General features: G+C 69.0%; 22 protein-coding genes and 1 tRNA gene. 15 read left to right on the top strand and 8 right to left on the bottom strand.

Translation table 11 applies throughout. The annotated features are described in order from the left end of the window. Positions 1 to 39 precede the first annotated feature (39 nt). Entirely contained in the window at positions 40 to 4011 is a 3972-nt protein-coding gene (gene hrpA / locus DY262_RS00115; RefSeq protein WP_116956996.1) for an ATP-dependent RNA helicase HrpA, read from the bottom strand. A gap of 76 nt (positions 4012 to 4087) precedes the next feature. Here hrpA and argA point away from each other — a divergent pair, with 76 nt between their 5' ends. Beyond that, positions 4088 to 5428 carry an amino-acid N-acetyltransferase gene (gene argA, locus DY262_RS00110; protein WP_116956995.1) on the top strand — a complete coding sequence of 447 codons (1341 nt, stop codon included), beginning with the start codon at positions 4088 to 4090 and terminating at the stop codon, positions 5426 to 5428. A gap of 7 nt (positions 5429 to 5435) precedes the next feature. On the opposite strand, the gene DY262_RS00105 is transcribed toward argA, so the two are convergent. Next, entirely contained in the window at positions 5436 to 5951 is a 516-nt protein-coding gene (locus DY262_RS00105) for a disulfide bond formation protein B (RefSeq protein WP_116956994.1), read from the bottom strand. A 7-nt stretch (positions 5952 to 5958) separates the two neighbouring features. After that, positions 5959 to 6729 (bottom strand): ferredoxin--NADP reductase, encoded by a 771-nt coding sequence (locus DY262_RS00100; protein WP_116956993.1) that lies wholly within the window; start codon positions 6727 to 6729, stop codon positions 5959 to 5961. A gap of 242 nt (positions 6730 to 6971) precedes the next feature. Between DY262_RS00100 and DY262_RS00095 the strand changes: the two genes are divergently transcribed. Together DY262_RS00095 and DY262_RS00090 are read left to right on the top strand one after the other, a co-directional pair. After that, a complete protein-coding gene (locus tag DY262_RS00095; RefSeq protein WP_070399896.1) occupies positions 6972 to 7247 on the top strand; it encodes an oxidative damage protection protein in 276 nt (91 codons plus the stop codon). Positions 7248 to 7302: 55 nt separating this feature from the next. After that, a complete protein-coding gene (locus DY262_RS00090; protein WP_116956992.1) occupies positions 7303 to 8445 on the top strand; it encodes an FAD-dependent oxidoreductase in 1143 nt (380 codons plus the stop codon). 26 nt (positions 8446 to 8471) lie between these two features. Here the strand turns inward: DY262_RS00090 and DY262_RS00085 are convergent, their stop codons facing one another. Next, positions 8472 to 9215 (bottom strand): hypothetical protein, encoded by a 744-nt coding sequence (locus tag DY262_RS00085; protein WP_116956991.1) that lies wholly within the window; start codon positions 9213 to 9215, stop codon positions 8472 to 8474. Positions 9216 to 9459: 244 nt separating this feature from the next. Between DY262_RS00085 and DY262_RS00080 the strand changes: the two genes are divergently transcribed. From DY262_RS00080 to DY262_RS00025, 12 genes are all read left to right on the top strand, one after another. Further along, a complete protein-coding gene (locus tag DY262_RS00080) occupies positions 9460 to 11256 on the top strand; it encodes a nitrite/sulfite reductase (protein ID WP_116956990.1) in 1797 nt (598 codons plus the stop codon). 14 nt (positions 11257 to 11270) lie between these two features. Next, positions 11271 to 11654 carry a DUF934 domain-containing protein gene (locus tag DY262_RS00075; RefSeq protein ID WP_181936359.1) on the top strand — a complete coding sequence of 128 codons (384 nt, stop codon included), beginning with the start codon at positions 11271 to 11273 and terminating at the stop codon, positions 11652 to 11654. Between the two features lie 8 nt (positions 11655 to 11662). Then, positions 11663 to 12400: a phosphoadenylyl-sulfate reductase gene (locus DY262_RS00070; protein ID WP_116956989.1), complete on the top strand. Its 738-nt coding sequence runs from the start codon at positions 11663 to 11665 to the stop codon at positions 12398 to 12400. Continuing rightward, entirely contained in the window at positions 12397 to 13356 is a 960-nt protein-coding gene (gene cysD / locus DY262_RS00065; protein ID WP_116956988.1) for a sulfate adenylyltransferase subunit CysD, read from the top strand. The genes DY262_RS00070 and cysD overlap by 4 nt, the downstream gene beginning before the upstream one ends. Next, positions 13356 to 14648 (top strand): sulfate adenylyltransferase subunit 1, encoded by a 1293-nt coding sequence (locus tag DY262_RS00060; RefSeq protein WP_116956987.1) that lies wholly within the window; start codon positions 13356 to 13358, stop codon positions 14646 to 14648. The genes cysD and DY262_RS00060 overlap by 1 nt, the downstream gene beginning before the upstream one ends. Before the next feature lie 101 nt (positions 14649 to 14749). Beyond that, complete coding sequence (gene fdxA, locus DY262_RS00055; protein ID WP_070399888.1) at positions 14750 to 15079, top strand: ferredoxin FdxA; 330 nt, start codon at positions 14750 to 14752, stop codon at positions 15077 to 15079. A 66-nt stretch (positions 15080 to 15145) separates the two neighbouring features. Further along, the gene (locus DY262_RS00050) at positions 15146 to 16207 is read left to right on the top strand and encodes an NAD(P)/FAD-dependent oxidoreductase (protein ID WP_116956986.1); all 1062 of its coding nucleotides are present in this window, start codon (positions 15146 to 15148) and stop codon (positions 16205 to 16207) included. A 55-nt stretch (positions 16208 to 16262) separates the two neighbouring features. Further along, positions 16263 to 16338: transfer RNA gene (locus tag DY262_RS00045), tRNA-Asn, on the top strand. A 70-nt stretch (positions 16339 to 16408) separates the two neighbouring features. Then, a complete protein-coding gene (locus tag DY262_RS00040; protein WP_116956985.1) occupies positions 16409 to 16771 on the top strand; it encodes a VanZ family protein in 363 nt (120 codons plus the stop codon). A gap of 45 nt (positions 16772 to 16816) precedes the next feature. Then, on the top strand, positions 16817 to 17587 hold the full coding sequence (aat, locus tag DY262_RS00035; protein WP_116956984.1) for a leucyl/phenylalanyl-tRNA--protein transferase: 771 nt from the start codon (positions 16817 to 16819) through the stop codon (positions 17585 to 17587). Beyond that, the gene (locus tag DY262_RS00030; protein ID WP_116956983.1) at positions 17584 to 18324 is read left to right on the top strand and encodes an arginyltransferase; all 741 of its coding nucleotides are present in this window, start codon (positions 17584 to 17586) and stop codon (positions 18322 to 18324) included. The genes aat and DY262_RS00030 overlap by 4 nt, the downstream gene beginning before the upstream one ends. Positions 18325 to 18404: 80 nt before the next feature. Further along, on the top strand, positions 18405 to 19187 hold the full coding sequence (locus tag DY262_RS00025) for an IclR family transcriptional regulator (RefSeq protein ID WP_116956982.1): 783 nt from the start codon (positions 18405 to 18407) through the stop codon (positions 19185 to 19187). Positions 19188 to 19208: 21 nt separating this feature from the next. On the opposite strand, the gene DY262_RS00020 is transcribed toward DY262_RS00025, so the two are convergent. The 4 genes from DY262_RS00020 to pssA all read right to left on the bottom strand — a co-directional run bounded on the left by DY262_RS00020 (position 19209) and on the right by pssA (position 24833). Further along, positions 19209 to 20366 (bottom strand): serine hydrolase, encoded by a 1158-nt coding sequence (locus DY262_RS00020; protein WP_181936358.1) that lies wholly within the window; start codon positions 20364 to 20366, stop codon positions 19209 to 19211. Positions 20367 to 20545: 179 nt separating this feature from the next. Then, on the bottom strand, positions 20546 to 22087 hold the full coding sequence (locus DY262_RS00015; RefSeq protein WP_116956981.1) for a 2-isopropylmalate synthase: 1542 nt from the start codon (positions 22085 to 22087) through the stop codon (positions 20546 to 20548). A 27-nt stretch (positions 22088 to 22114) separates the two neighbouring features. Then, a complete protein-coding gene (gene leuA / locus DY262_RS00010) occupies positions 22115 to 23803 on the bottom strand; it encodes a 2-isopropylmalate synthase (RefSeq protein WP_116956980.1) in 1689 nt (562 codons plus the stop codon). A gap of 220 nt (positions 23804 to 24023) precedes the next feature. Further along, entirely contained in the window at positions 24024 to 24833 is an 810-nt protein-coding gene (gene pssA / locus DY262_RS00005; protein WP_116956979.1) for a CDP-diacylglycerol--serine O-phosphatidyltransferase, read from the bottom strand. Positions 24834 to 25040: the final 207 nt, after the last annotated feature.

Raw genomic sequence — 25040 nt, 5'->3', positions numbered from 1 at the left:
CCGAGCGCCGCGTGGGTGAAACGCCGGAACCGGCGGACCTCAGGCCTGGAGCTGGGCCCAGGCCTTGTCGAGCCGCTTCAGGCTCACCGGCTGCGGCGTGCGCAGCTCCTGGGCGAAGAAGCTCACGCGCAGCTCCTCCAGCAGCCAGCGCAGCTCCTGCAGGCGCGGGTCCTGCACGCCCTTGCGCTCGGCCACCAGGCGCCAGTAGCGCTGGTCCTGGGGTTTGAGCTCGGCCAGGCGGGCGGCGTCGCGCGCGGGGTCGCCGCGCTGCTTGTCCAGCCGCAGCTGCACGGCCTTCAGGTAGCGCGGCAAATGCTGCAGCTGCGCGTGCGGCGTCTCGACCAGAAAACGCCGCCCCACCAGGCGCTGCAGCTGCTGGGCGACGTCGGCGGCCACGTCGGCGGGCGGCTTGGCGTCTTTGAGCTTGCGCTGGGCGGCGGCGAATTCGGTGAGGATGGCGCCGGCTGAGCGCGCGATCTCAGCGGCGATGAGGTTGAGCCGCCCACGCCCGTCGGCCACGCGCTGCTCGAAGGCCTTGGCGTCGGCCGGCAGCGGCTCCTGCAGGAAGGCGCGGTCGAGCGCCAGCTCCAGCAGTTGCTGGCGCAGCTCCTCCAGGGTGCCGCCGCCGCGCTCCTTGTCCACGCCCATGAACGCCGCGCCCATGGCCTGCAGGCCGGGGATGTTTTTCTCCAGGTACTTCAGCGCGTCCTTGATCTGCAGCGCCACCAGGCGGCGCAGGCCTTCCCGGTGGCGCGCCTGGGCCAGCTCGGGTTCGTCGAAGACCTCGATGCGCACCGCGTCGCCATCGTCCACCAGCGCCGGAAAGCCGATCAGGGTCTGGCCGCCGCGGCGGATCTCCAGCAGCTCGGGCAGCTCGCCGAAGTCCCAGCGGGTGTGGCGCTGGCTGGCGTCCACCGAAGGCGCGGCCGGCGGCGCGGCCTTGGCCACCCGCGTGGCCTGGCCCGCCGGGGCCGGCGATGCCGCGCCCGGCGAGACACCCGCCGGCACCGGCGCGGCCGCCGGCGCCTTGAGCGCCGCCAGGGCCTGGAAGGCGCCGCGCGCCTGCGACCCCAGCTCGGCCTTGAGCGCGGCCAGGCTGCGCCCCTGGCCCAGCTGGCGGCCGTGCTCGTCCACCACGCGCAGGTGCATGAAGAGGTGAGCCGGCAGCTGGTCGGCCTTGAGGTCGTTGCGCACGATGTCGAGCTGGGTCGCCGCGCGCACCAGCTTGAGCACCGCGTCGAGGAAGTTGCCCTGGGCGAAGGCCTCGGGCGCGCACAAGGCCTCGGTGAAGCGCTCGGCCGTGGCCGGCAGCGGCACCAGGCGCGAGCGCGGGCGCTGGTGCAGGGTCTTGAGCAGGGCCAGCACCTTGTCCTTGAGCATGCCGGGCACCAGCCAGTCGATGCGCTCCTCGCTCACCTGGTTGAGCGCGTAGATGGGCACCGTGACCGAGAGGCCGTCGCGCGGATCGCCGGGCTCGTGCAGGTAGGCCGCCGCGCAGTCCACGCCGCCCAGGCGCACGGTGCGCGGGAAGGCCTGGGCCGTGATGCCGGCGGCCTCGTGGCGCATGAGGTCCTCGCGCGTGAGGAACAGCAGCTTGGGGTTCTCTCGCGCCGCCTGGGTGTACCAGCGTTCGAAAGCGGCGCCGTTGCACAGCTCGGCCGGGACCTGTTCGTCGTACCAGGCGTAGATGACCTCGTCGTCCACCAGCACGTCCTGGCGGCGCGACTTGTGTTCCAGCTCCATCACCTGGCGCACCAGTTTCTGGTTGGCGGCCAGGAAGGGCAGCTTCGTGTCCCACTCGCCCTGCACCAGGGCCTCGCGGATGAAAATCTCGCGCGCGCCGGCCGGATCGATGCGGCCATAGTCGGCGCGGCGGTTGTGGTAGATCACCAGGCCATAGAGCGTGGCGCGCTCCAGCGCCGACACGCGCGCGGCCTTCTTCTCCCAGTGCGGGTCCAGCAACTGCTTCTTGAGCAGGTGCGCGCCCACGCGCTCCACCCAGGCGGGCTCGATGGCCGCGATGCCGCGCCCGAACAGGCGCGTGGTCTCCACCAGTTCGGCACAGACGATCCAGCGGCCCGGCCTTTTGCTGAGATGGGCGCCGGGGTGGCGGTGGAATTTGATGCCGCGCGCGCCCAGGTACCAGTCCTCGGTTTCGCTCTTGACGCCCAGGTTGCCCAGCAGGCCGCTGAGCATGGCGCTGTGCAGCTGCTCGTAGCTGGCCGGCGTGGTGTTGGGCTCCCAGCCCTGCTCGCCCACCACGGTGTGCAGCTGGCTGTGGGTGTCGCGCCACTCGCGCACGCGGCGCACATTGATGAAGTTCTCGCGCAGCAGGTTTTCGTACTGGCGGTGGCTGAGCTTGTGCGCCTGGCCGTGGCCGCCACGGCTGTCCTCCAGCCACTTCCAGAGCTTGAGCGTGCCGGTGAATTCGCTCTTCTCGTCGTCGAACTTGGCGTGCGCCTGGTCGGCCTGGGCCTGCTTGTCGATGGGCCGGTCGCGCACATCCTGCACGCTCAGGGCGGCGGCGATGACCAGCACCTCGTCCAGCGCCTGGTGCTCGCGCGCGGCCAGGATCATGCGGCCCACGCGCGGGTCCAGCGGCAGCCGCGCGAGCGACTGGCCGGTGGGCGTGAGTTGATTGTCATCGTCCACCGCGCCGAGTTCGGCCAGCAGCTGGTAGCCGTCGGCGATGGCGCGGCGCTGCGGGGCGTCGACGAAGGCGAAGTCTTCCACCGCCCCCAGGTGCAGGGACTTCATGCGCAGGATCACGCCGGCGAGCGAGCTGCGCAGGATCTCGGGGTCGGTGAAGCGGGGGCGGCTGTTGAAGTCGGCCTCGTCATAGAGGCGGATGCAGATGCCGTCGGCCACGCGTCCGCAGCGGCCCGCGCGCTGGTTGGCCGCTGCCTGGCTGATGGGCTCGATCTGCAGCTGCTCGACCTTCTGGCGGAAGCTGTAGCGCTTGACGCGCGCGGTGCCGGCGTCGATGACGTAGCGGATGCCCGGCACGGTGAGCGAGGTCTCCGCGACGTTGGTGGCCAGCACGATGCGGCGCTGGCCGTGCGGCTGGAAGATGCGGTCCTGCTCGGCCTGGCTCAGGCGCGCGAACAGCGGCAGCACCTCGGCATGGCGGTTCAGCGGCTGGTGGGCCAGGTGCTTGCGCAGGTGGTCGGCGGCCTCGCGGATCTCGCGCTCGCCCGGCAGGAAGACCAGGATGTCGCCGCCCTGGCCGCCGCGCCACAGCTCGTCCACGCCGTCGGTGATGGCGTCGTTCAGGTCGAACTCGCGGCTTTCTTCGAAAGGCCGCCAGCGCACTTCGACGGGGTAGGTGCGGCCCGAGACCATGAGCACCGGCGCCTTGATCAATGGCCCCCCCGCTGCGCGCTGCGCGTCGTCGCTGCCCCCCGAGGGGGCTCGCCCCGCCTCGGGGCGGCCCGGCGGCGGGGCCGGCCGCGCGAAGTACTCGGCGAAGCGGTCGGCGTCGATGGTGGCCGAGGTGACGATCACCTTCAGGTCGGGCCGGCGCGGCAGCAGCTGGCGCAGGTAGCCGAGCAGGAAGTCGATGTTGAGGCTGCGCTCGTGCGCCTCGTCGATGATGATCGTGTCGTAGGCGTTCAGGTCCGGGTCGGTCTGCGTCTCGGCGAGCAGGATGCCATCGGTCATGAGCTTGACCGAGGCCTCGCGCGAGAGCCGGTCCTGGAACCGCACCTTGTAGCCCACCACCTCGCCCAGCGGGGTCTTCAGTTCCTCGGCGATGCGCTTGGCCACCGAGCTGGCGGCGATGCGCCGCGGCTGGGTGTGACCGATCAGGCGCCCGCGCTGGCCCGGGGGGGCGTTGAGGCGCCCGCGCCCCATGGCCAGCGCGATCTTGGGCAGTTGCGTGGTCTTGCCCGAGCCCGTCTCGCCGCAGACGATGACCACCTGGTGCTCGCGCACTGCCGCCTCGATCTCGTGGCGGCGCGCCGACACGGGCAAGGCCTCGGGGAACTCCAGGTGCAGGGCGGGCGTGGGCAAAACGGGACTTCGGTGAAAATCGGCGAACCCGCGATTATCCGGTGCCCCCACGCCCCCTGCAGCCACCCCCGCCCTGATGTCCAACGTCTTCAACTTCACCTTCGTCCCGTGGTTCCGCTCGGTCGCGCCATACATCCACAAGCACCGAGGCAATACCCTGGTGGTGGGCATCGCGGGTGAGGCGATCGCGGCGGGCAAGCTGCAGAACCTGGCGCAGGACCTGGCACTGATCCAGAGCATGGGCGTGAAGATCGTGCTGGTGCACGGTTTCCGGCCACAGGTGAACGAGCAGCTGCGCCTCAAGGGCCACGAGGCGAGGTACTCGCACGGCGTGCGCATCACCGACGAGGTGGCGCTGGACTGCGCGCAGGAAGCCGCCGGCCAGCTGCGCTACGAGATCGAGGCTGCCTTCAGCCAGGGCCTGCCCAACACGCCCATGGCCGGCGCCACCGTGCGCATGATCTCGGGCAATTTCGTCACCGCGCGGCCCGTGGGCCTGATCGACGGCGTGGACTTCCTGCATTCGGGCCTGGTGCGCAAGATCGACACCGACGGCATCCAGCGCTCGCTGGACATGGGCGCCATGGTGCTGCTCTCGCCCTTCGGCTTCTCGCCCACCGGCGAGGCCTTCAACCTGACCATGGAGGACGTGGCCACCTCCGTGGCGATGTCGCTGCAGGCGGACAAGCTGATCTTCCTCACCGAGATTCCCGGCATCCGCGTGGACGCAGCCAACCCCGACAGCGAGATCGACACCGAGTTGCCCCTGGCCGACGCCAAGCGCCTGCTCGCCAGCCTGCCCAAGCCCGAGCGGCCGACCGACACCGCCTTCTACCTGCAGCACTGCATCCGCGCCTGCGAAGGCGGCGTCGAGCGCAGCCACATCGTGCCCTTCGCGGTGGACGGCTCGCTGCTGCTGGAGATCTACACGCACGACGGCATCGGCACCATGGTGGTGGACGAGAAGCTGGAGAGCGTGCGCGAGGCCTCGATCGACGACGTGGCCGGCATCGTCGCGCTGATCGAGCCGTACGAGAAGGACGGCACCCTGGTCAAGCGCGACCGCCACGAGATCGAGCGCGACGCCGGGCTCTACACCATCATCGAGCACGACGGCGTGATCTTCGGCTGCGCCGCGCTCTATCCCTACCCCGAGGAACGCACCGGCGAGATGGCCGCGCTCACGGTATCGGGGCAGTCACAGAGCCAGGGCGACGGCGAGCGCCTGCTCAAGCGCATCGAGGCGCGTGCGCGCGCCCAGGGGCTGCAGAGCATCTTCGTGCTCACCACGCGCACCATGCATTGGTTCATCAAGCGCGGCTTCGTGCAGGTCGGCGCCGACTGGCTGCCCGAAGCGCGCAAGCGCAAGTACAACTGGGACCGGCGCAGCCAGGTGCTGGTGAAAAAGCTGGCCTGAGCGCCGCTCAGGCCGACGCGCGGCGGCGCGCCAGCAGCATCCCAACGGCCAGTCCCCCGAAGGCCACGAACCACAGGAACGACCAGTTCGCGATCGTCAGGCCGAGGAAGGTCCAGTCGACCTTGGCGCAGTCGCCGCTGCCGCGAAAGATCATGGGAATGGCGCGGCCCAGCGGAAAGGCCTCGATCATCCCGAAGAAGTCGCGCCCGCAGGCCATGATCTCGGGCGGGTTCCACTGCAGCCAGCTCTGGCGCGCGGCGGTGAAGGCGCCGAAGGCCGCGAACAGGCCCATCAGCGACACGCCGGTGGCGCGCGCCGCGGGCGAGCGCAGGCAGGCCGCCACGCCCGCCAGCACCGCCACCAGGATCAGGGCGTAACGCTGCACGATGCACATGGGGCAAGGCTCCAGCCCCACCACGTGCTGCAAATACATGCCGAAGGCCAACAGTGCCACGCTGACCGCGGCGATGAGGGCAAGCACCAGCCGGGGACGCTGGCCGGGCAGCGCGAGCAAGCGGGTCATGCCCACCTCAGCTCACGAAGGCGCGTTCGATGACGAACTCGCCCGGCGTGGTGGTGTTGCCTTCCTTGAAGCCCAGCTTCTCGCACAGGGCCTTGAGGTCGCGCAGCATTTCGGGGCTGCCGCAGATCATCACACGGTCCTCGGCGGGGTTCAGCGGGGGCAGGCCCAGGTCCTTGGCGACCACGCCGTCGGCCAGCAGTTGCGGGATGCGGCCCTGGTGCATGAAGGGTTCGCGCGTGACCGTGGGGTAGTAGAGCAGCTTCTGTTTGACCATGTCGCCGAGGAATTCGTCCTGCTTGAGCTGCTCTGTGATGAGCTCGCGGTAGGCGAGTTCCTTGACCTGGCGCACGCCGTGGATCAGCACCACCTGCTCATAGCGCTCGTAGGTGTCGGGGTCGCGGATGATGCTCATGAACGGCGCCAGACCGGTGCCCGTGCCCAGCAGGTACAGGCGCTTGGCCGGCAGCAGGTAGTCGGTGAGCAGGGTGCCGGTGGGCTTGCGGCCCACGATGACGGTGTCCCCGGGCTGGATGTGCTGCAGACGCGAGGTGAGCGGGCCGTCCTGCACCTTGATGCTGAGGAACTCCAGATGCTCCGCCCAGTTGGGGCTGACGATGCTGTAGGCGCGCAGCAGCGGCTTGCCGTCCACCCGCAGACCGATCATCGTGAAGTGGCCGTTGGAAAAGCGCAGCGAGGTGTCGCGGGTGGTGGTGAAGCTGAAGAGCCGGTCCGTCCAGTGGTGAACGCTCAGCACGCGCTCTTCGTTGAATGCACTCATGATGAAAGATGATCCCGGGAGAAAGACGGGTCGTTATTGTAGAAAGTCGCGTTGTCGCGGCGCCGTGGCCCGACCCTGACGGGATTGAGGCCGATCAAAGATTGCTACAGTGCGGGCCTCGCGATGGCCCGTGTCCGCTGGGCGTGCATATTGCCGCAGCGGCGCGCGAAACCGAACGAATCGTTTATTCCATCCGATATAACTCCCTCGCATAAAGAGGGGCCCACGACAAGGATTCACCGATGGCACGAATGGTTCAATGCATCAAGCTCGGCAAGGAAGCCGAAGGCCTGGATTTCCCGCCCTACCCCGGCGAACTGGGCAAGAAGATCTTCGAGAACGTGAGCAAGGAGGCCTGGGCCGCCTGGCTCAAGCAGCAGACCATGCTGCTCAACGAGAACCGGCTCAACATGGCCGACGCCCGCGCCCGCCAGTACCTGGCGCGCCAGATGGAAAAGCACTTCTTCGGCGAAGGCGCCGACCAGGCCGCCGGCTACGTGCCGCCCAGCGCGTCCTGATGCCCGGTACCCCGGCACCCGCAGGCCCGCCACGCGCGGGCCTCTTGCTTTGCGCATGCCCCCTCCCGCCCCAAGCCCTGACGAGACGCGCCGCGCGCTGGTGATCGGCGCCGGCCTGGCGGGCGCGGCGGTCACGGCCGCGCTGTGCCGGCGCGGTTGGCGCGTCACGCTGCTCGACGCCGCCGAGGGCCCGGCCCGCGCCGCCTCGGCCCTGCCCGTGGGCGTGCTGAGCCCGCACCTCACGCGCCAGCCCACGCCGATGTCGCGCCTCACGGCCCTGGGCGTGCCCCTCGCGCGGGCCGAGCTGGAGCGCCTGGTGACTCCGGGCGCCGGCTGGCAGGCCGCGACGATCGACAACCGCGGCGCCCACGCCCCCGGCCGGCAGTCCGCCGCGCTGGTGCGCCCGGGCGCCTTGGTGCGGGCCTGGTTGGCCGAGGCCGGCGAGCGGCTGGACGCCCGCTGGAATACGCCCGTGGCGGGCCTGTCGCGCGGGACCGGTCAGTGGCAGGCGCTGGACCCCGCGGGCCGGGCCATCGCCGCCGCGCCGCACGCCGTGATCGCCGCCGCACTGGGCAGCCGCGATCTGGCACCCGAGGCGGGTGGCGCCTGGCCGCTGGGCCCGGTGCTCGGCCAGATGAGCCTGGGCCCGCTGGACGGCGCGCCGCTGAGCGAGCGCCCGCAGCGCGACGACGGCGTCTTCGTGCCCGAGTACCGCGACAGCGGGCTGGCCCCGCGCTGGCCGGCGGCGATCTGGGCCATGGGCTCGACCTACGCGCGCGGCCACACCGACACCACCCCGAGCGACGCGGCCCACCGCGACAACGCCGCCCGGCTGCGCGCCCTGGCGCCCGCCGCCGCCGACCGGCTGGAGGACGAGCTCGCGCAAGGCCGCCTGCTGGGCTGGGCCGGCGTGCGCTGCGCCTCCATGGACCGCCTGCCCCTGGTGGGCGCCGCGCCCGACCCGGCGGCCTGGGCCGCGCGCGACAGCGCGGGCGACGCGGCATCGGCCGTGCCGCGGCTGCCAGGGCTCTGGCTGCTCACGGCCCTGGGTTCGCGCGGGCTGTCGCTCGCCGCAGCCTGCGGTCAGTGGCTGGCGGCCGAGATGGACGGCGAAGCGCCGGGCCTCGACGCCGAACTGCGCGCCGCCATCGACCCCGCGCGCTTTGCCTGGCGGCGCGCGCGGCGCACCCGCGGCTGAGCCGCCGGCCGGCGCTCAGCCCCGGCTCAGAGCATTTCCAGGTAACGCGACACCACCGGCGGCTGCAGCGGCAGCGCCAGCAGGCCCGAAACGCCCAGGCGGCGTGTGTGCGCGCGCACGCGCCGCCGGTGCCACCAGCCCGTCAGCGGACCGGCGAAGCGCTGCGCGTGCTCGCTGGTCGCCAGGGTCATGGCCTCGGGGTAGCGCTGGCGGAACAGCTGCATCAGGCCCCAGGCGTCGATGTGGTGGTCATCGAGATTGAACACGCCGCACAAATAGTGATGCTGCGCCATGCACTCGGCGGCGCGCTCGGTGCTGGGTGCCTCGTCGATATAGGGCACGGCCGCCTGCGTCAGGCGCTCGCGCAGGTAGCCCGACTCGTTCGCCGCGATGCCCACCACCAGGGCCCGGCGCACCTCGGCCGAGGGAAATTCGCCAAGCTCGATGTCCAGCGGGGCGGGCTGGGACACATCCAAGTCCAGGAAGCCGGAATCGCTCTGCGTGGCGGCGAAGGTGGTGTCCAGGTCGTGCAGCAGGTGCGCCCAGGCGATGGGCCGCGCCACGACCCGCCAGGCGTGCTCGGGCGCCTGCTCGCCCACCCAGATCAGCCGCTGGCCGGGACGCGGCGCGCGCGCGTGCACCAGCACGGCTTCGGCGCAGTCGCCGTCCACCAGCAGCACGGGAGGCATTTCTTCCAGCAGACCCGAGGCCGCCCGCCAGGGTCCGTAGGACACCTCGCGCTCACGCGAAAGCCGGAAAACGGTGTTCAACGCGTGGCGTTCCACGTCTGAAAAACCGATCACCTGAACCCGAACCACGCTCGTCATGTTGGGGGATGTTACTTCAGACAAATTGTGATAGCCGATTTTTTCTCCATGGGCCATCGGGCTTTGCTTATTCCAAACCGATATACGGGCATGAAAAAAAAGTAGTTCGTCGAATAAGCCCGGCTTTCTACAGTGCCGGGCATCCCCACGAATTGCCGACCACCCCGGTGGTCCCATCGCCCGATCCATGTACCGCCACGACGCCTTCGACCGCCAGTTCGTGCAACAGCGCGCCGCCCAGTACCGCGACCAGCTGGAGCGCTGGCAGGCCGGCACCCTCTCCGACGACGCCTTCAAGCCGCTGCGCCTGCAGAACGGCTGGTACATCCAGCGCTTCGCGCCCATGCTGCGCGTGGCCGTGCCCTACGGGGAGATCAACAGCGAGCAGTTGCGCGTGCTGGCGCGCGTGGCGCGCGAGTTCGACCACAAGGAAGACAACGACATCTCCAAGGCCAACGCCGGCCTGTCCGACGTGCCGAGCCTGCCCGACCGCACGGCGCACTTCACCACGCGCTCCAACGTGCAGTTCAACTGGATTCCGCTGGCGCGCTCGGCCGACGTGATGGAGCTGCTCGCCAGCGTGGGCCTGCACGGTATCCAGACCAGCGGCAACTGCATCCGCAACACCACCTCAGACGCCCTGGCCGGCATCGCCGTGGACGAGGTCGCCGACCCCCGTCCCTTCGCCGAGATCCTGCGCCAGTGGAGCACCCTGCACCACGAGTTCGCCTTCCTGCCGCGCAAGTTCAAGGTGGCCATCACCGGCGCCCGCGAAGACCGCGCCGCCACGCCCTGGCACGACGTGGGCCTGCGCCTGCTGCACAACGTCGATGGCGAGCTGGGTTTCCAGGTGCGCGTGGGCGGCGGCATGGGCCGCACGCCCATCATCGGCACCGTGCTGCGCGAGTTCCTGCCCTGGGACCAGATGCTCAATTACCTGGAAGCCGTGGTGCGCGCCTACAACCGCTTCGGCCGGCGCGACAACATGTACAAGGCGCGCATCAAGATCATCGTGAAGGCCGAGGGCCAGGCCTTCGCCGATCAGGTCGAGGCCGAGTACCGCGACATCCTCGAGCAGGACGGCGCGCCGCACACCATCACCGCCGCCGAGCTGGCCCGCGTGAGCGCTTTCTTCACGCCGCCCGCGCTGGCCTGCGACCGCAAGAGCGCCGATGCCAAGATCGCCCACATCCTCAAGGCCGCAGCCGAGGACGACCTGGAATTCAGCCGCTGGCTCACCCGCAACGTGGTGGCGCACAAGAACCCCGACCTGCGCGCGGTCACGCTCTCCTTCAAGCGCTTGGGCCAGTCGCCCGGCGACGCCACGGCCGAGCAGCTGGAGCGCGCGGCCGAGCTGGCCGACCGCTTCTCCGGCGGCGAGGCGCGCGTGACGCACACCCAGAACCTGCTGCTGCCCTGGGTGCGCTGCGACCAGTTGCCCGAGCTGTGGCGCGAGGCGCGCCGCCTGGGCCTGGCCAAACCCAACATCGGCCTGCTCACCGACATGATCGCCTGCCCCGGCGGCGATTTCTGCGACCTCGCCAACGCGCGCTCGCTGCCCATCGCCCAGGCCGTGCTCGCGCGCTACGCCGACCTCGACGAGCTGCACGACATCGGCGAGATCGATCTGCACATGAGCGGCTGCATCAACAGCTGCGGTCACCACCACAGCGGCCACATCGGCGTGCTCGGCGTCGACAAGGACGGCCAGGAGTGGTACCAGGTGACGCTGGGCGGCTCCGACGGCAAGCGCCTGTCGGGCGAGGCCACGCCGGGCAAGGTCATCGGCCCGTCCTTCGCGGCCAACGAGGTGCCCGAGGTCATCGAGGCCCTGCTCGATACCTACCGCGCCCAGCGCGAGGACGGCGAGCCCTTCATCGCCACCCTGCGGCGGATCGGCCTCGAGCCGTTCAAGCAGGCCGCCAACGTCGTGCGCAGCACCACCGCGCGCCCGAACACCGAGGCGGACACCGCCACCGCCTGAGCCAGGAACCGACGATGAGCATCCAGCTGTTGCGCGCCGACACCTTCAGCGCACCCGAAGCCGAGGCCGAGCGCCGCGTCTTGGCCAATACCGACGACCCGCGCGAGACCGACCTGAGCGGTGTGCGCGTGGTCGAACTGCAGTTCCCCAAATTCAGCGACGGCCGTGCCTTCAGCCAGGCCTTCCTGCTGCGCCGCCGCCTGGGCTTCACGGGCGAGATCCGCGCCACCGGCGAGGTGCTGATCGACCAGCTGCTGCAGATGCAGCGCAGCGGCTTCAGCCAGGCCGTACTCAAGGCCGACCAGGACCTGGCGCACGCCGAGCGCCTGCTGCGGCACTACGGCGGCTTCTACCAGGGCGACGCGGTGCAGCCGCAGCCGCGCTTCGCGAACGCCTGAGGCCCCCAATGAGCGCCATCGATCTCTACAACCGCCCCTCGGCCGACTTCGCGGTCAAGGTGGAACGCGCCATCGCGCTGCTGCGCGAGCAGGCCGCCGCGCACCCGCGGCTCACGCAGGCGTCCAGCCTGGGCGCCGAGGACATGGTGGTCACCCACCTGGTCCACCTCGCCGGCATCGAGGCCAGCGTCTTCGTCCTGGAGACCGGCAAGCTGCACGCCGAAACCCTGGCCATGATCCCCAAGATCGAACGCCGCTACGCCACCAGCGTGCGCGTGTTCCGGCCCAGGCACGAATCGGTGGTGCACTTCGTGCGCCGCCACGGCGAGGACGCCATGTACCGCAGCATCGAGTTGCGCAAGGCCTGCTGCGACGTGCGCAAGATGGAACCGCTGTCGCGCGCCCTGGCCGGGCACGACGGCTGGATCACCGGCCTGAGGCGCGAGCAGTCGAACGCGCGCGCCGACGTCGGCGAAGTGATCCAGGAAGCCGAGCGCGTGAAGATCAGCCCGCTGGTGGACTGGACCTGGGGCGACGTGTGGCATTTCATCGCCTTGCACGGCCTGGACACCAACGAACTTCACGACCGCTTCTTCCCCAGCATCGGCTGCGAGCCCTGCACCCGCGCCATCAGCGTGGGCGAGGACTTCCGCGCCGGCCGCTGGTGGTGGGAGCAGGAAAGCGCCAAGGAATGCGGGCTGCACGCGCCGCCCGCCGCCTCCTCTCTCGATCGGACCCCCGCATGAACGCCCGCCCAGACCCCGCCGTGATCGAAGCCGCCCTGTTGCACGACAGCGGCCACCAGCTCAGCAACGCCCACCTGGACGCGCTGGAAGAGGAAACCATCTTCATCCTGCGCGAGGTGGCCGCCGCCTTCGAGCGCCCCGCCCTGCTCTTCTCGGGCGGCAAGGATTCGCTGGTCATGCTCAAGTGCGCCGAGAAGGCCTTCGGCGCCGGCCGCATCCCCTACCCGCTGCTGATGATCGACACCGGCCACAACTTCCCCGAAGTCACCGACTTTCGCGACCAGCGCGCGAAAGAACTCGGCGCCGAGCTGATCGTTCGCCGCGTGGAAGACTCCATGGCGCGCGGCACCGTGCGCCTGGCCCACCCGGGCGAGAGCCGCAACGTGCACCAATCGGTCACGCTGCTGGAGGCGATCGAGGAATTCCGCTTCGACGCGCTGATCGGCGGCGCGCGGCGCGACGAAGAAAAGGCGCGCGCCAAGGAGCGCATCTTTTCGCACCGCGACGGCTTCGGCCAGTGGCAGCCCAAGGCCCAGCGCCCCGAGCTCTGGACCCTGTTCAACACCCGCCTGCAGCCCGGCGAGCACTTCCGCGTGTTCCCCATCAGCAACTGGACCGAGCTCGACGTCTGGCAGTACATCGCGCGCGAGGACATCGGCCTGCCCTCCCTCTACTACACCCACCCGCGCGAGGTGGTGGACCGCCGCGGCCTGCTGGTGCCGGTGACCGAACTCACCCCGCCGCGCGACGGCGAGCGGGTGGAACGGCGCGACGTGCGCTTTCGCACCGTGGGCGACATCACCTGCACCTGCCCCGTGGAAAGCACCGCCGCCACGCCGCAGGACATCGTGATCGAGACCCTGGCCGCCGAGGTCAGCGAGCGCGGCGCCACCCGCATGGACGACAAGACCAGCGACGCTTCCATGGAGCGCCGCAAGAAAGAGGGCTACTTCTGATGAGCACCGCCACCTCGCAAGACACCCGCGCCGCGCTGCGCCTGATCACCTGCGGCAGCGTCGACGACGGCAAGAGCACGCTCATCGGCCGCCTGCTGGTCGACAGCAAGGCCGTGCTGCAGGACCACCTGGCCGGCGTGCAGCGCCAGGGCCAGACCGACCTGGCCCTGCTCACCGACGGCCTGTCGGCCGAGCGCGAGCAAGGCATCACCATCGATGTGGCCTACCGCTACTTCAGCACCGAGCAGCGCAAGTTCATCATCGGCGACGCCCCGGGCCACGAGCAGTACACGCGCAACATGGTCACCGCCGCCAGCAGCGCCGACGCCGCCGTGGTGCTGGTCGACGCCACCAAGCTCGACTGGCGCGACCCCGCCCTGGCGCTGCTGCCGCAGACGCGCCGCCACAGCCTGCTGGTCAAGCTGCTGCGCGTCCCCTCGGTGGTGTTCGCGGTGAACAAGCTCGACGCGGTGGACGACGGCGCCACCGCCTACACCCACATCAAGGCCGCGCTGTACGCCTTTGCCCAGCAGGCCGGGCTCGACGTGACGGCCGTGGTGCCGGTGTCCGCCCTGAACGGCTGGAACGTGGTGGACGAGGCCGCGCTGGCCGGCTGGTGCGGGTATCACGGACCCACGCTGCTGGAAATCCTGGAGCACCTGCCGGTGACGGAACCCGATGCCGAGCTGCCGCTGGCCTTCCCGGTGCAGTGGGTGGAGAAGTTCTCGTCCTCGTCCGACACCTCCCAGGGTCGGCGCGTGTTCTGGGGCCGCGTGGCGGCCGGGCAATTGCGCCCGGGCCAGGCCGTGCGCGTGGCGCCCCGGGGCCAGACCGCCGTGGTGGCGCAGGTGCTCGACCACGTGCGCCGGCCCGGCGAGGTGGTCGCCGGCCACAGCGCGGGCATCGTGCTCGACCGCGAGCTCGATGTCTCACGCGGCGACTGGTTGCTCGGGGTGGACGATGGGGACGCCTCGCTCGACGCACACCGCGAGATCGCCGCCACCGTCGCCTGGCTGGACGACGAGCCCCTGGTGCCGGGCCGCGTCTACTGGGCCCTGCACGGCCACCGCTGGGTCAAGGCCAAGGTCAAGCGCATCGCGCACCAGCTCGACATCCACACCCTCGCCGAACACGACGCCCGCGAGCTGCCGCCCAACGCCATCGGCCACATCGAACTGGCGCTGCAGGAGCCACTGGCCACGCGGCCGTTCGCCGAATCGCGTGCCCTGGGCTCGCTGGTGCTGGTGGACACCGCCAGCCACCGCACGGCCGGCGCCGTGCTCGTGCGCTGAATAACCCCACAGACACCGACCGGGAAGCCACCAAGGGCAAGCCCGGCCGGTCGGGTGCGGCACCGTAAAATCGCCGCTTTCCGTCTGCCCGATCCGCCACCATGACCCACGTCGTCACCGAAGCCTGCATCCGCTGCAAGTACACCGATTGCGTCGATGTCTGCCCCGTGGACTGCTTCCGCGAAGGCCCCAACTTCCTCACCATCGACCCCGACGAGTGCATCGACTGCGCGGTCTGCATCCCCGAATGCCCGGTGAGCGCCATTTACGCCGAGGAAGACCTGCCCAAGGACCAGTTGCACATGACGGCGCTCAACGCCGAGCTGGCCCGCCTGCCCACCTGGAAGAGCATCACCAAGCGCAAGGCCGCGCTGCCCGACGCCGAAGAGTGGAAGGACAAGACCGGCAAGCTCGACCAGCTGATCCGCTGAGCCCATGAGCGCCGTCCGGCCGCCCGAAGGCGATCGCACCGCGGCGCGCCGCACGAAGGTTGTCCAGTGATCCCTGCCGCGCCGATCGAGACCGACGCGCTCGTCATCGGCGCCGGCCCCGTGGGGCTGTGGCAGGTCTTCCAGCTCGGCCTGCAGGACATCCGGGCGCAGGTGATCGACGCCCTGCCCCACGCCGGCGGCCAGCCCGCCGAGCTCTACCCCGACAAGCCCATTTACGACATCCCCGGCCTGCCCGTGTGCAGCGGCCGGGAGCTGGTTGATCGGCTCCTGCTGCAGGTCAAACCCTTCCAGCCTCGGCTCCACCTCGACCAATCGGTGAGCGCGCTTGCGCGCGAGGCCGACGGCCGCTGGGCCGTTCGCACCGGCGCGGGCCAGGGTTTCCTCGCGCGCCTGGTGTTCATCGCCGCGGGCGTGGGCGCCTTCCAGCCCAAGCGCCTGAAGCTCGACGGCATCGACGCCCTGGAAGGCCTGCAGGTGCACCACCGCTTCGACGCCACCCGCGACTGGCGCGGCCAGCACGTGGTGGTGCATGGCGGCGACGCGCTGGCGATCGACTGGGCGCTGCGCCTGCTCGACAGCGCCCAGCCCCCCGCGGGCCTGAGCCTGCTGCACCGGCGCGAGGTGCTGCAATCCGACGACGAGGCCGCGCTCGCGCGCATGCGGGACGCCATCGCCTCGGGCCGCGTGAGGCTGGTGGTCGGCCAACCCCTGGGGCTGGACCTTCAGGGCGCGCACCTGCGGGGCCTGCAGTTGCTCGACCCCCAAGGCCAGAACCAGGCCCTCGCGCTGGATCAATTGATCGTCGCCCTGGGCCTGTCGCCGCGGCTGGGTCCCATCGCCGACTGGGGCCTGGCCATGGAGCGCAAGCAACTCGTGGTGAACCCCGAAAGCTTCGAGACCAGCGAAGCCGGCCTGTACGCGGTGGGCGACATCAACACCTACCCGGGCAAGAAAAAGCTCATCCTCTGCGGCTTCCATGAAGCCACGCTGGCCGCCTTCGCCGCCGCCGCGCGCCTGCGTCCCGAGGAGCGTGTGCCGCTGCAATACACCACCACCAGCCCCCGCCTGCACCACCTGCTCGGCGTGGCCCCCAAGGCCGAACGCTGACTTTCTTCGGGCCCGCCCGGAAACGCTTCAAAACAACGCTATAATTTGAGGCTGTTCCCTGATAGCTCAGTCGGTAGAGCGACGGACTGTTAATCCGCAGGTCCCTGGTTCGAGTCCAGGTCGGGGAGCCACCCAACACCCGCACAACGGCCTTCTCACGAAGGCCGTTGTCGTTTTTGCGCCTTCGTCTTCACGCACGCCATGCAACGCCTGATCGCGATGGGTTTCTGGTGCAGCCTGCTCGGCCTCACCATCGCCTCGCTGGTGCCGATCGAATTGCTGCCACCCCAGGCCATGTCCATCTGGGACAAGGCCCAGCACGCCGTGGGCTTCGCCTGGCTGGCGCTGCTGGGGCTGCTCGCCTACCCGCGCCAGGCCGGCGCGGTGGTGGCCGGGCTGATCCTGTGGGGTGGGCTGATCGAACTCATGCAGTTGGCCGCCGGCTGGCGCTCTGGTGATTGGATCGACTGGCTGGCCGACGCCATCGGCGTGCTGGCCGTGTGGCTGCCCTGGCGCCTGTTGCCGGGACGCTTGACCGGTCGCGTTTTGCCCGCGCGCACTTGATGCCGCGGGGGCGCCGCGCACAATAGCGGCAATACCTCTCGCGCCATGACCCAGACGCCACCGACCCGACCGCTGCCCTGGCTGGAGCCGGGGGAGCCCTTCCCGCCGGTGGAGCAGGCCTGGGGCCCGCACGACCCCGCCCCCGGCCTGTTGGCCGCCGGCGGCGTGCTGGACGTGCCCACGCTCGTGGCCGCCTATTCGCGTGGCATCTTTCCTTGGTACAGCTCGGGCCAGCCCATCCTGTGGTGGAGCACCGATCCCCGCATGGTGCTGCCGCCGACCGAGTTCCGGCTGCACCGCTCGCTGCGCAAGACCATCCAGAAGCTGCTGAATACGCAGCGGCTGGAGCTGCGCATCGACCATGACTTCGAGCGCGTGATCCTGGCCTGCGCCCAAACCCCCCGCGACGGCCAAAGCGGCACCTGGATTCTGCCGGCCATGGTGCAGGCCTATACGCGCCTGCACCGCGCCGGCATGGCCCATTCGGTGGAAACCTGGATCGACGGCGAGCTGGCCGGCGGCCTGTACGTGGTCAACCTCGGCGCCATGGTGTTTGGCGAATCCATGTTCAGCCGGCGCAGCGACGCCTCCAAGATCGCCCTGGCGGGCCTGATGGCACTGTGCCGCCGGCACGGCATCACGCTGGTGGATTGCCAGCAGAACACCGCCCACCTGGCCTCCATGGGCGGGCGGCTGATGCCACGCGCCCCCTTCGTGCAGCACGTGCGCCTGGCGCTGCTGCAGCCCGCGCCCCGCTGGGAATTCCGGCCCGTATACTGGCGCGAGCACCTTTCCATCGGCGACGAACGCGTGTGACGCACCTCAAGGACCTTCCGCTCCAGGCGCTGCAGTTCTACGCCACCGCGCCCTATCCCTGCAGCTACCTGGCGGGACGGCAGGCGCGCTCCCAGGTGGCCACACCCAGCCACCTCATCCACAACGACGCCTATTCCGATCTGGTCACGCACGGCTTTCGTCGCAGCGGCATGTTCACCTACCGCCCCTATTGCGACGGCTGCAACGCCTGCGTGCCGCTGCGCGTACCGGTGGAGCGCTTCCAACCCAACCGCAGCCAACGGCGCAGCCAGCGCCAGCACGGTGGGCTCATCACCCGCGTGCTCAAGCTGTGCTTCATGCCCGAGCACTACCAGCTCTACCTGCGCTACCAGAACAGCCGCCACGCGGGCGGCGGCATGGACCACGACAGCGTGGACCAGTACACCCAGTTCCTGCTGCAAAGCCGCGTCAACTCGCGCCTCGTGGAGTTCCATGAGCCCGACGCCCAGGACCGGCCGGCGCGGCTCAAGATGGTCTCGATCATCGACGTGCTCAACGACGGCCTTTCGGCGGTCTACACCTTCTACGAGCCCGACGAGCGCTGCAGCTACGGCACCTACAGCGTGCTCTGGCAGATCGAGCAGGCGCGGGCTCTCGAGCTGCCCCACGTCTACCTGGGCTACTGGATCGCGCAGAGCCCCAAGATGAACTACAAGGCGGGCTTTCGCCCGCACGAGGTTCTGGTGGACGGTCGCTGGACCGCGGCCAACGCCTGATTCGACTCCCCCGCAGGGTTTTTCACCGATGCTGCGGTGCGGCGATTTCATCTTGTAAGATGGGGTTTGCACATCCGACCATGAGCAAACGATCCGACTCCCCCCCCACCGCCCCCACCGTTCAGGTGTTGGAGCGCATGTTCAACCTGCTGGAGGTGCTGGCCTCGCGCGAGGAGGCGGTCTCGCTGAAGGAAATCAGCGAGAAGACCGGCCTGCATCCTTCCACGGCGCACCGCATCCTCAATGACCTGACCATCGGCCGCTTCGTCGACCGACCCGAGGCGGGCAGCTACCGGCTGGGCATGCGGTTGCTGGAGTTGGGCAACCTGGTCAAGGCCCGGCTGAGCGTGCGCGACGCCGCCCTCGGGCCCATGCGCGAGCTGCACAAACAGATTCAGCAGCCGGTGAACCTCAGCGTGCGCCAGGGCGACGAGATCGTCTATGTGGAGCGCGCCTACAGCGAGCGCTCGGGCATGCAGGTGGTGCGCGCCATCGGCGGCCGTGCGCCGCTGCACCTCACCTCGGTGGGCAAGCTTTTCCTGGCCGACGACGACCCCACGCGCGTGCGCGCCTACGCCACCCGCACCGGCCTGGCCGGCAATACACGCAACAGCTTCACGCAGTTGCCGGCACTGGAGCGTGAACTCGCGCAATGCCGCCAGGCGGGCGTGGCGCGCGACAACGAGGAGTTGGAGATGGGCGTGCGCTGCATGGCCGCCGGCATCTACGACGACCAGCGCAAGCTGGTGGCGGGTCTGTCGATCTCGGCGCCGGCCGATCGCATCGACGAAGGCTGGCTGCCCCGCCTCAAGGCCACGGCGGCCGAGATCTCGGCCGCGCTGGGCTTTCCGGCCGGCCGCTGACGCGCCGGCCTTGCCTGGGCATCAGCCCTGGGGGCGCACCTTGCTGGCGAGCAATTCGCCCTGGTGCTCCACCCAGCGGCGCACGCGCTCGGCGTCCTGCACGCGGCCCAGCTTGCCGCTCGCGTCAAGGAACACCATGATCAGTTGGCGTCCGGCCACGCGGGCCTGCATCACCAGGCAACGACCCGCTTCCGAGATGTAGCCCGTCTTCTGCAGGCCGATGTCCCACTCGGGGTTCTTCACCAGGCGGTTGGAGTTGTTGTATTGCAGGGTGCGGCGGCCCACGTCCACTTCATAGCCGGGCGACGTGGACAGGTCGCGCAGCATGGGACGCTCATAGGCGGTCGACACCAGCGTGGCCAGATCACGGGCGCTCGAGCGGTTGTCACTGGACAGCCCCGTGGGCTCCACGTAGCGCGTGTCGTGCATGCCCAGCTCGGCGGCCTTGGCGTTCATGCGGCGCACGAACACATCGAGGCCGCCGGGATAGGTGCGGCCCAGAGCGTGCGCCGCGCGGTTCTCGCTCGACATCAGCGCCAGGTGCATCAGCTCGCCGCGCGTCAGCTGGGTGCCCACGGCCAGGCGCGAACGGCTTCCCTTGAGGGTGTCCACGTCCTCGCTGGTGATGGTGATCATTTCGTTCATGTTCAGGCCCGCCTCCACGACGACCAGGCCGGTCATGAGCTTGGTGAGCGAGGCGATGGGCAGCACGGCCGAATCGTTCTTGGAGAACAGAACCTCATTGGTCTGCTGGTCCACGACCAGGGCCACGCTGGAGTTCAGGTCCAGCGCGTCGTCCATGCCATGCAGGCCCAGGCGCTGACCCACCGACACCACCGGTGGCGCGGCCACACGGACCACACTGGGTTTGACATTGACGGTACGGGACTTGGATGCCGGCGCGGCCTTGACGAGCGTGAGCTTGCGCGAATCGACGCTCTGCTTGCGCTTGGCGGTGGTGACCCTGGTGGTCTTGGTGACCTTCTTGGTCACCTTCTTGGTGGAGCGGCTGGCCACCTTGGGTTTGCTGGCCTTCTTGACCGGGGCTTTGGCGGCCTTGCTGGTCTTGGCCGAGGAACCGGAGGCCGCTTGCGCCACACCCGCCGGCCCGAGCACCCCGATCAACGCAACCGCCATGGCAGCAATCAGCGATTTCAGGGCGATCGGACGGAACAACATGACTCAACTCCAGCAAGACGGGACCAGCGCTGGGGCGGAGTATAGGGATTCAAAAAAAAATCAGCAATATCAAAAGCTTGGACGGTGGTCTTAAGTGATCGGTGGAATAGACGGCCGTTTGGAGGTCAATTTCCGCCGATCAATAAGGAAGTGCTACAAGTCCTTGAAACGTTTGAACTTTATCCCTGCGCCGCCACCCTGTCGGCCTTGCTGTGCAGCTTGTTGAGCGCGCTCAGGTAGGCCTTGGCCGACGCGACCACGATGTCCGGGTCCGCGCCCACGCCGTTCACCACGCGGCCACCGTGCTGCAGCCGCACGGTGACCTCGCCCTGGCTTTCGGTGGAGCCGCTGGTGATGGCGTTCACCGAATACAGCAGCAACTCGGCGCCACTCTTGACGTGCTGCTCGATCGCCTTCAGCGAGGCATCGACCGGGCCGTTGCCGTCGCTGTCGCCGCGCAGTTCTTTGCCATCGACCGTAAACACCACGCTGGCGTGCGGACGCTCACCGGTCTCACTGCGCTGGGCCAACGAGACGAAGCCGTACTGCTCTTTCTCGGCGGTGACGCTCTCGTCGCTCGCCAAGGCCAGGATGTCCTCATCGAAGATCTCTGCCTTGCGGTCGGCGAGTTCCTTGAACTTGGCGAAGGCCGTGTTGATCTCGGCCTCGGACGCCATCTCGATGCCCAGCTCCTGCAGGCGCTGCTTGAAGGCGTTGCGGCCCGAGAGTTTGCCCAGCACGATCTTGTTGGCGCTCCAGCCTACGTCCTCGGCGCGCATGATCTCGTAGGTGTCGCGCGCCTTGAGCACGCCGTCCTGGTGGATGCCGCTGGCGTGCGCGAAGGCGTTGGCGCCCACCACGGCCTTGTTGGGCTGCACCACGAAGCCGGTGGTTTGGCTCACCATGCGGCTGGCGGGCACGATCTGCGTCGTGTCGATGGCCACGTCGAGGCCGAAGTAATCGCGGCGCGTGCGCACCGCCATCACGATCTCCTCCAGCGAGCAGTTGCCCGCGCGCTCGCCCAGGCCGTTGATGGTGCATTCCACCTGGCGCGCCCCCCCGATCTTCACGCCCGCGAGCGAGTTGGCCACGGCCATGCCCAGGTCGTTGTGGCAGTGCACGCTCCAGATCGCCTTGTCCGAGTTGGGGATCCTCTCTCGCAGGGTGCGGATGAAGTGGCCATAGAGCTCGGGCACCGCGTAACCCACGGTATCGGGGATGTTGAGCGTGGTCGCGCCTTCCTTGATCACGGTCTCGAGCACGCGGCAGAGAAAGTCCACGTCGCTGCGGTAGCCATCCTCGGGGCTGAACTCGATGTCCTGCACCAGGTTGCGCGCGAAACGCACCGACTGCTTCGCCTGTTCCAGCACCTGCTCGGGCGTCATGCGCAGCTTCTTCTCCATGTGCAGCGCGCTGGTGGCGATAAAGGTGTGGATGCGCGCGCGGTTGGCGCCCTTGAGCGCCTCGGCCGCGCGCGCAATGTCGCGGTCGTTCGCCCGCGCCAGCGAGCACACCGTGGAGTCCTTGATATGGTCGGCGATGGCCTTCACCGACTCGAAGTCCCCGTTGGAGCTGGCCGCGAAGCCGGCCTCGATCACGTCGACTTTCAGGCGCTCGAGCTGGCGCGCGATGCGCAGCTTCTCGTCCTTGGTCATGGACGCGCCGGGCGATTGCTCGCCATCGCGCAAAGTGGTGTCGAAAATGATCAGCTGTTCGCTCATGGGGACTCCTTGTTGTGTTAGCGCGCCTCAGGGCGCCACGCGTTCCATCGTTTCCTGTGTCTGCTCGAGCGCCACGCGCCGCAGGCCCGAGACGATGGCCTTGAACGAGGCGGACACGATGTTCGTGTCGCGCCCCACGCCGAAAACCGTGTGGCGCTCGTCCACGCGCAGTTCCATGTAGGCCATGGCCTGCGCCTGGGCACCGGCGCCGATGGCGTGCTCATGGTAGTCGAGCACACGCACCGACCGGCCGGTGGCCGCGTTGAGGGCATTGACGAAGGCGTCGATGGGGCCATTGCCCTGCCCTTGCACGGGCACGACCGCGCCCGCCCAGTCCACGTCGGCCGTGACGCGCACGCTGCCGCCGGCCTGCTCGGTGGTGGTCGCGTTGGCGGGCGCAGGCGCCGACAGCGCGTACTCGCGCTCGAACAGCTGCCACAAATCCTTCGCCGTGAGCTCTTTGCCATCCAGGTCCATCACGGCCTGCACCACCTGACTGAACTCGATCTGCAGGCGGCGCGGCAGCTCCACGCCGTACTCGGACTCCAGCAGGTAAGCGATGCCGCCCTTGCCCGATTGGCTGTTCACGCGGATCACGGCCTCGTAGCTGCGACCCAGGTCCTTGGGATCGATGGGCAGATAAGGCACGTTCCAGATGTCGTCCGCCCGGCGCGCCGCGAAGGCCTTCTTGATCGCGTCCTGGTGCGAGCCCGAGAACGAGGTGTAAACCAGGTCGCCCACGTAGGGGTGGCGCGGGTGCACGGGCAACTGGTTGCAGTGCTCCACGGTCCGGCGGATTTCGTCGATATCGGAAAAATCCAGCCCGGGCGACACGCCCTGCGTATAGAGGTTGAGCGCAACGTTGACGAGGTCGAGGTTGCCCGTGCGCTCACCATTGCCGAACAAGCACCCCTCCAGCCGGTCGGCCCCGGCCATGAGCGCGAATTCGCCCGCCGCCGTGCCGGTGCCGCGGTCGTTGTGCGGGTGCACCGACAGGACGATGGACTCGCGCCGCGCCAGATGACGGTGCATCCACTCGATCATGTCGGCAAAGATGTTGGGCGTGCTGTGCTCCACCGTCGACGGCAGGTTGACGATGCACTTGTGCTCGGGCGTGGGCGCCCAGACCGCGGTGACCGCATCGACCACCCGCTTGGAGAAAGCGAGTTCGGTGCCCGAGAACATCTCGGGCGAGTACTGGAAAGTCCAGCGCGTGTCCGGCTGCTCGGCCGCCAGGCGGGCGAACAGGCGCGCGTTGTCCACGGCCAGTTCCACGATGGCGTCCTCGTCCATGCCCAGCACCACGCGCCGCATGATGGGCGCGGTGGCGTTGTAGAGGTGGACGATGGCGCCGCGCACACCCCGCAACGCCTCGAAGGTGCGGCGGATCAAGGGCTCGCGGGCCTGGGTGAGCACCTGGATCGTTACATCATCGGGGATCAGGTTCTCTTCGATCAGGCGGCGCACGAAGTCGAACTCGACCTGCGAGGCCGAGGGGAAGCCCACCTCGATTTCCTTGAAGCCGATCTTCACGAGCTGCTGGAACATGCGCAGCTTGCGCTCCAGGTCCATGGGCTCGATCAGCGCCTGGTTCCCATCGCGCAAATCGGTGCTCAGCCAGGCGGGGGCCTTCTGGATCACGGCGTCTGGCCAGGTGCGGTCCTTGAGGCCGACGGGCCGGAAGGCGGCGTACTTGCTTGCAGGTTGCTTCAGCATGGTGTGGACTCTCTCGTGTCGACAGAACCCGCAACCCCAAAATACAAACGGCCCGTTGCGGGTGCAAACGGGCCGTTGGTGTGAGTCGCTCGCGCGCTACCGCATCTGCCCGTGAAGGACAGCCAGTAGTAGCAGCGAGGCGGCTTGGGAAAACATGCGATGCAATGTATCACAAAGCCCGCGAGGGCCGATAGGGCATGCCGATGGGCTCAATGGCCGATCAGTCGTGCAGACCGCGCTCGTCGGGCTCGTCGGTGGAGGTGCTGATCACGCTGGTGGGCCGCCCCTTGGACTTGCGCCACAGGTACACCCCGTAGCCCGAGAGGCCGTACAGCACGAACAGCAGGAACAGCACGGTGGGCGGGTGGATGTTGATCACCGCGATGCCCAGGGCCACCAACACCAGCGCGGCGAAAGGCACGCTCTTCTTCAGGCTGAGGTCCTTGAAGCTGTAGAAGGGCACGTTGGTCACCATGGTGAGGCCGGTGTAAAGCGTCAGCACGAACATCACCCAGCTCACGTCCTGCGGAGGTACCCCCGCCTCCTGCATGAGCCAGATGAAGCCTGCCACCAGCGCGGCCGCCGCGGGTGACGGCAGGCCCTGGAAGTAGCGCTTGTCCACCACCCCCGTGTTGACATTGAAGCGTGCGAGGCGCAGCGCGGCGCAGGCGCAATAGACGAAGGCGGCGATCCAGCCCCAGCGCCCCAGGTCGCGCAGGCTCCATTCGTAGGCGATGAGCGCGGGCGCCGCGCCGAAGGACACCATGTCAGAGAGCGAATCCATCTGCTCGCCGAAGGCGCTCTGCGTGTGGGTCAGCCGGGCCACACGGCCGTCCAGGCTGTCGAGCACCATGGCCACGAAGATGCCCACGGTGGCAAGGTCGTAGCGGCCGTTCATGGCCATGACCACCGCGTAAAAGCCGCCGAACAGCGCGGCCAGGGTGATCATGTTGGGCAGGAAGTAGATGCCCTTGGGGCGCCGACGCGCCTCGCTCAGGGGCTCCACTTCGGTGTCGTTTCCGTCGTGCATGTCGTGTGTTGGAATGAAATTCGTCGGCCGGAAAGCTATGCAGTGTACGTGGGGGCGAACAAACAAAAAAGGGCCAGGGCCGCGCACGGCCCTGGCCCGGGAACGGCGTTTGCCGATCAGTTGCGGCTCTGGTCGACCAGCTTGTTCTTGGCGATCCAGGGCATCATGGCGCGCAGCTGGGCACCCACCACCTCGATGCTGTGCTCG

Origin of the sequence: Hydrogenophaga borbori (assembly GCF_003417535.1) — a bacterium.
Lineage (GTDB): Bacteria > Pseudomonadota > Gammaproteobacteria > Burkholderiales > Burkholderiaceae_C > Hydrogenophaga > Hydrogenophaga borbori.
This window is presented reverse-complemented; position numbering and strand designations above follow the sequence as displayed.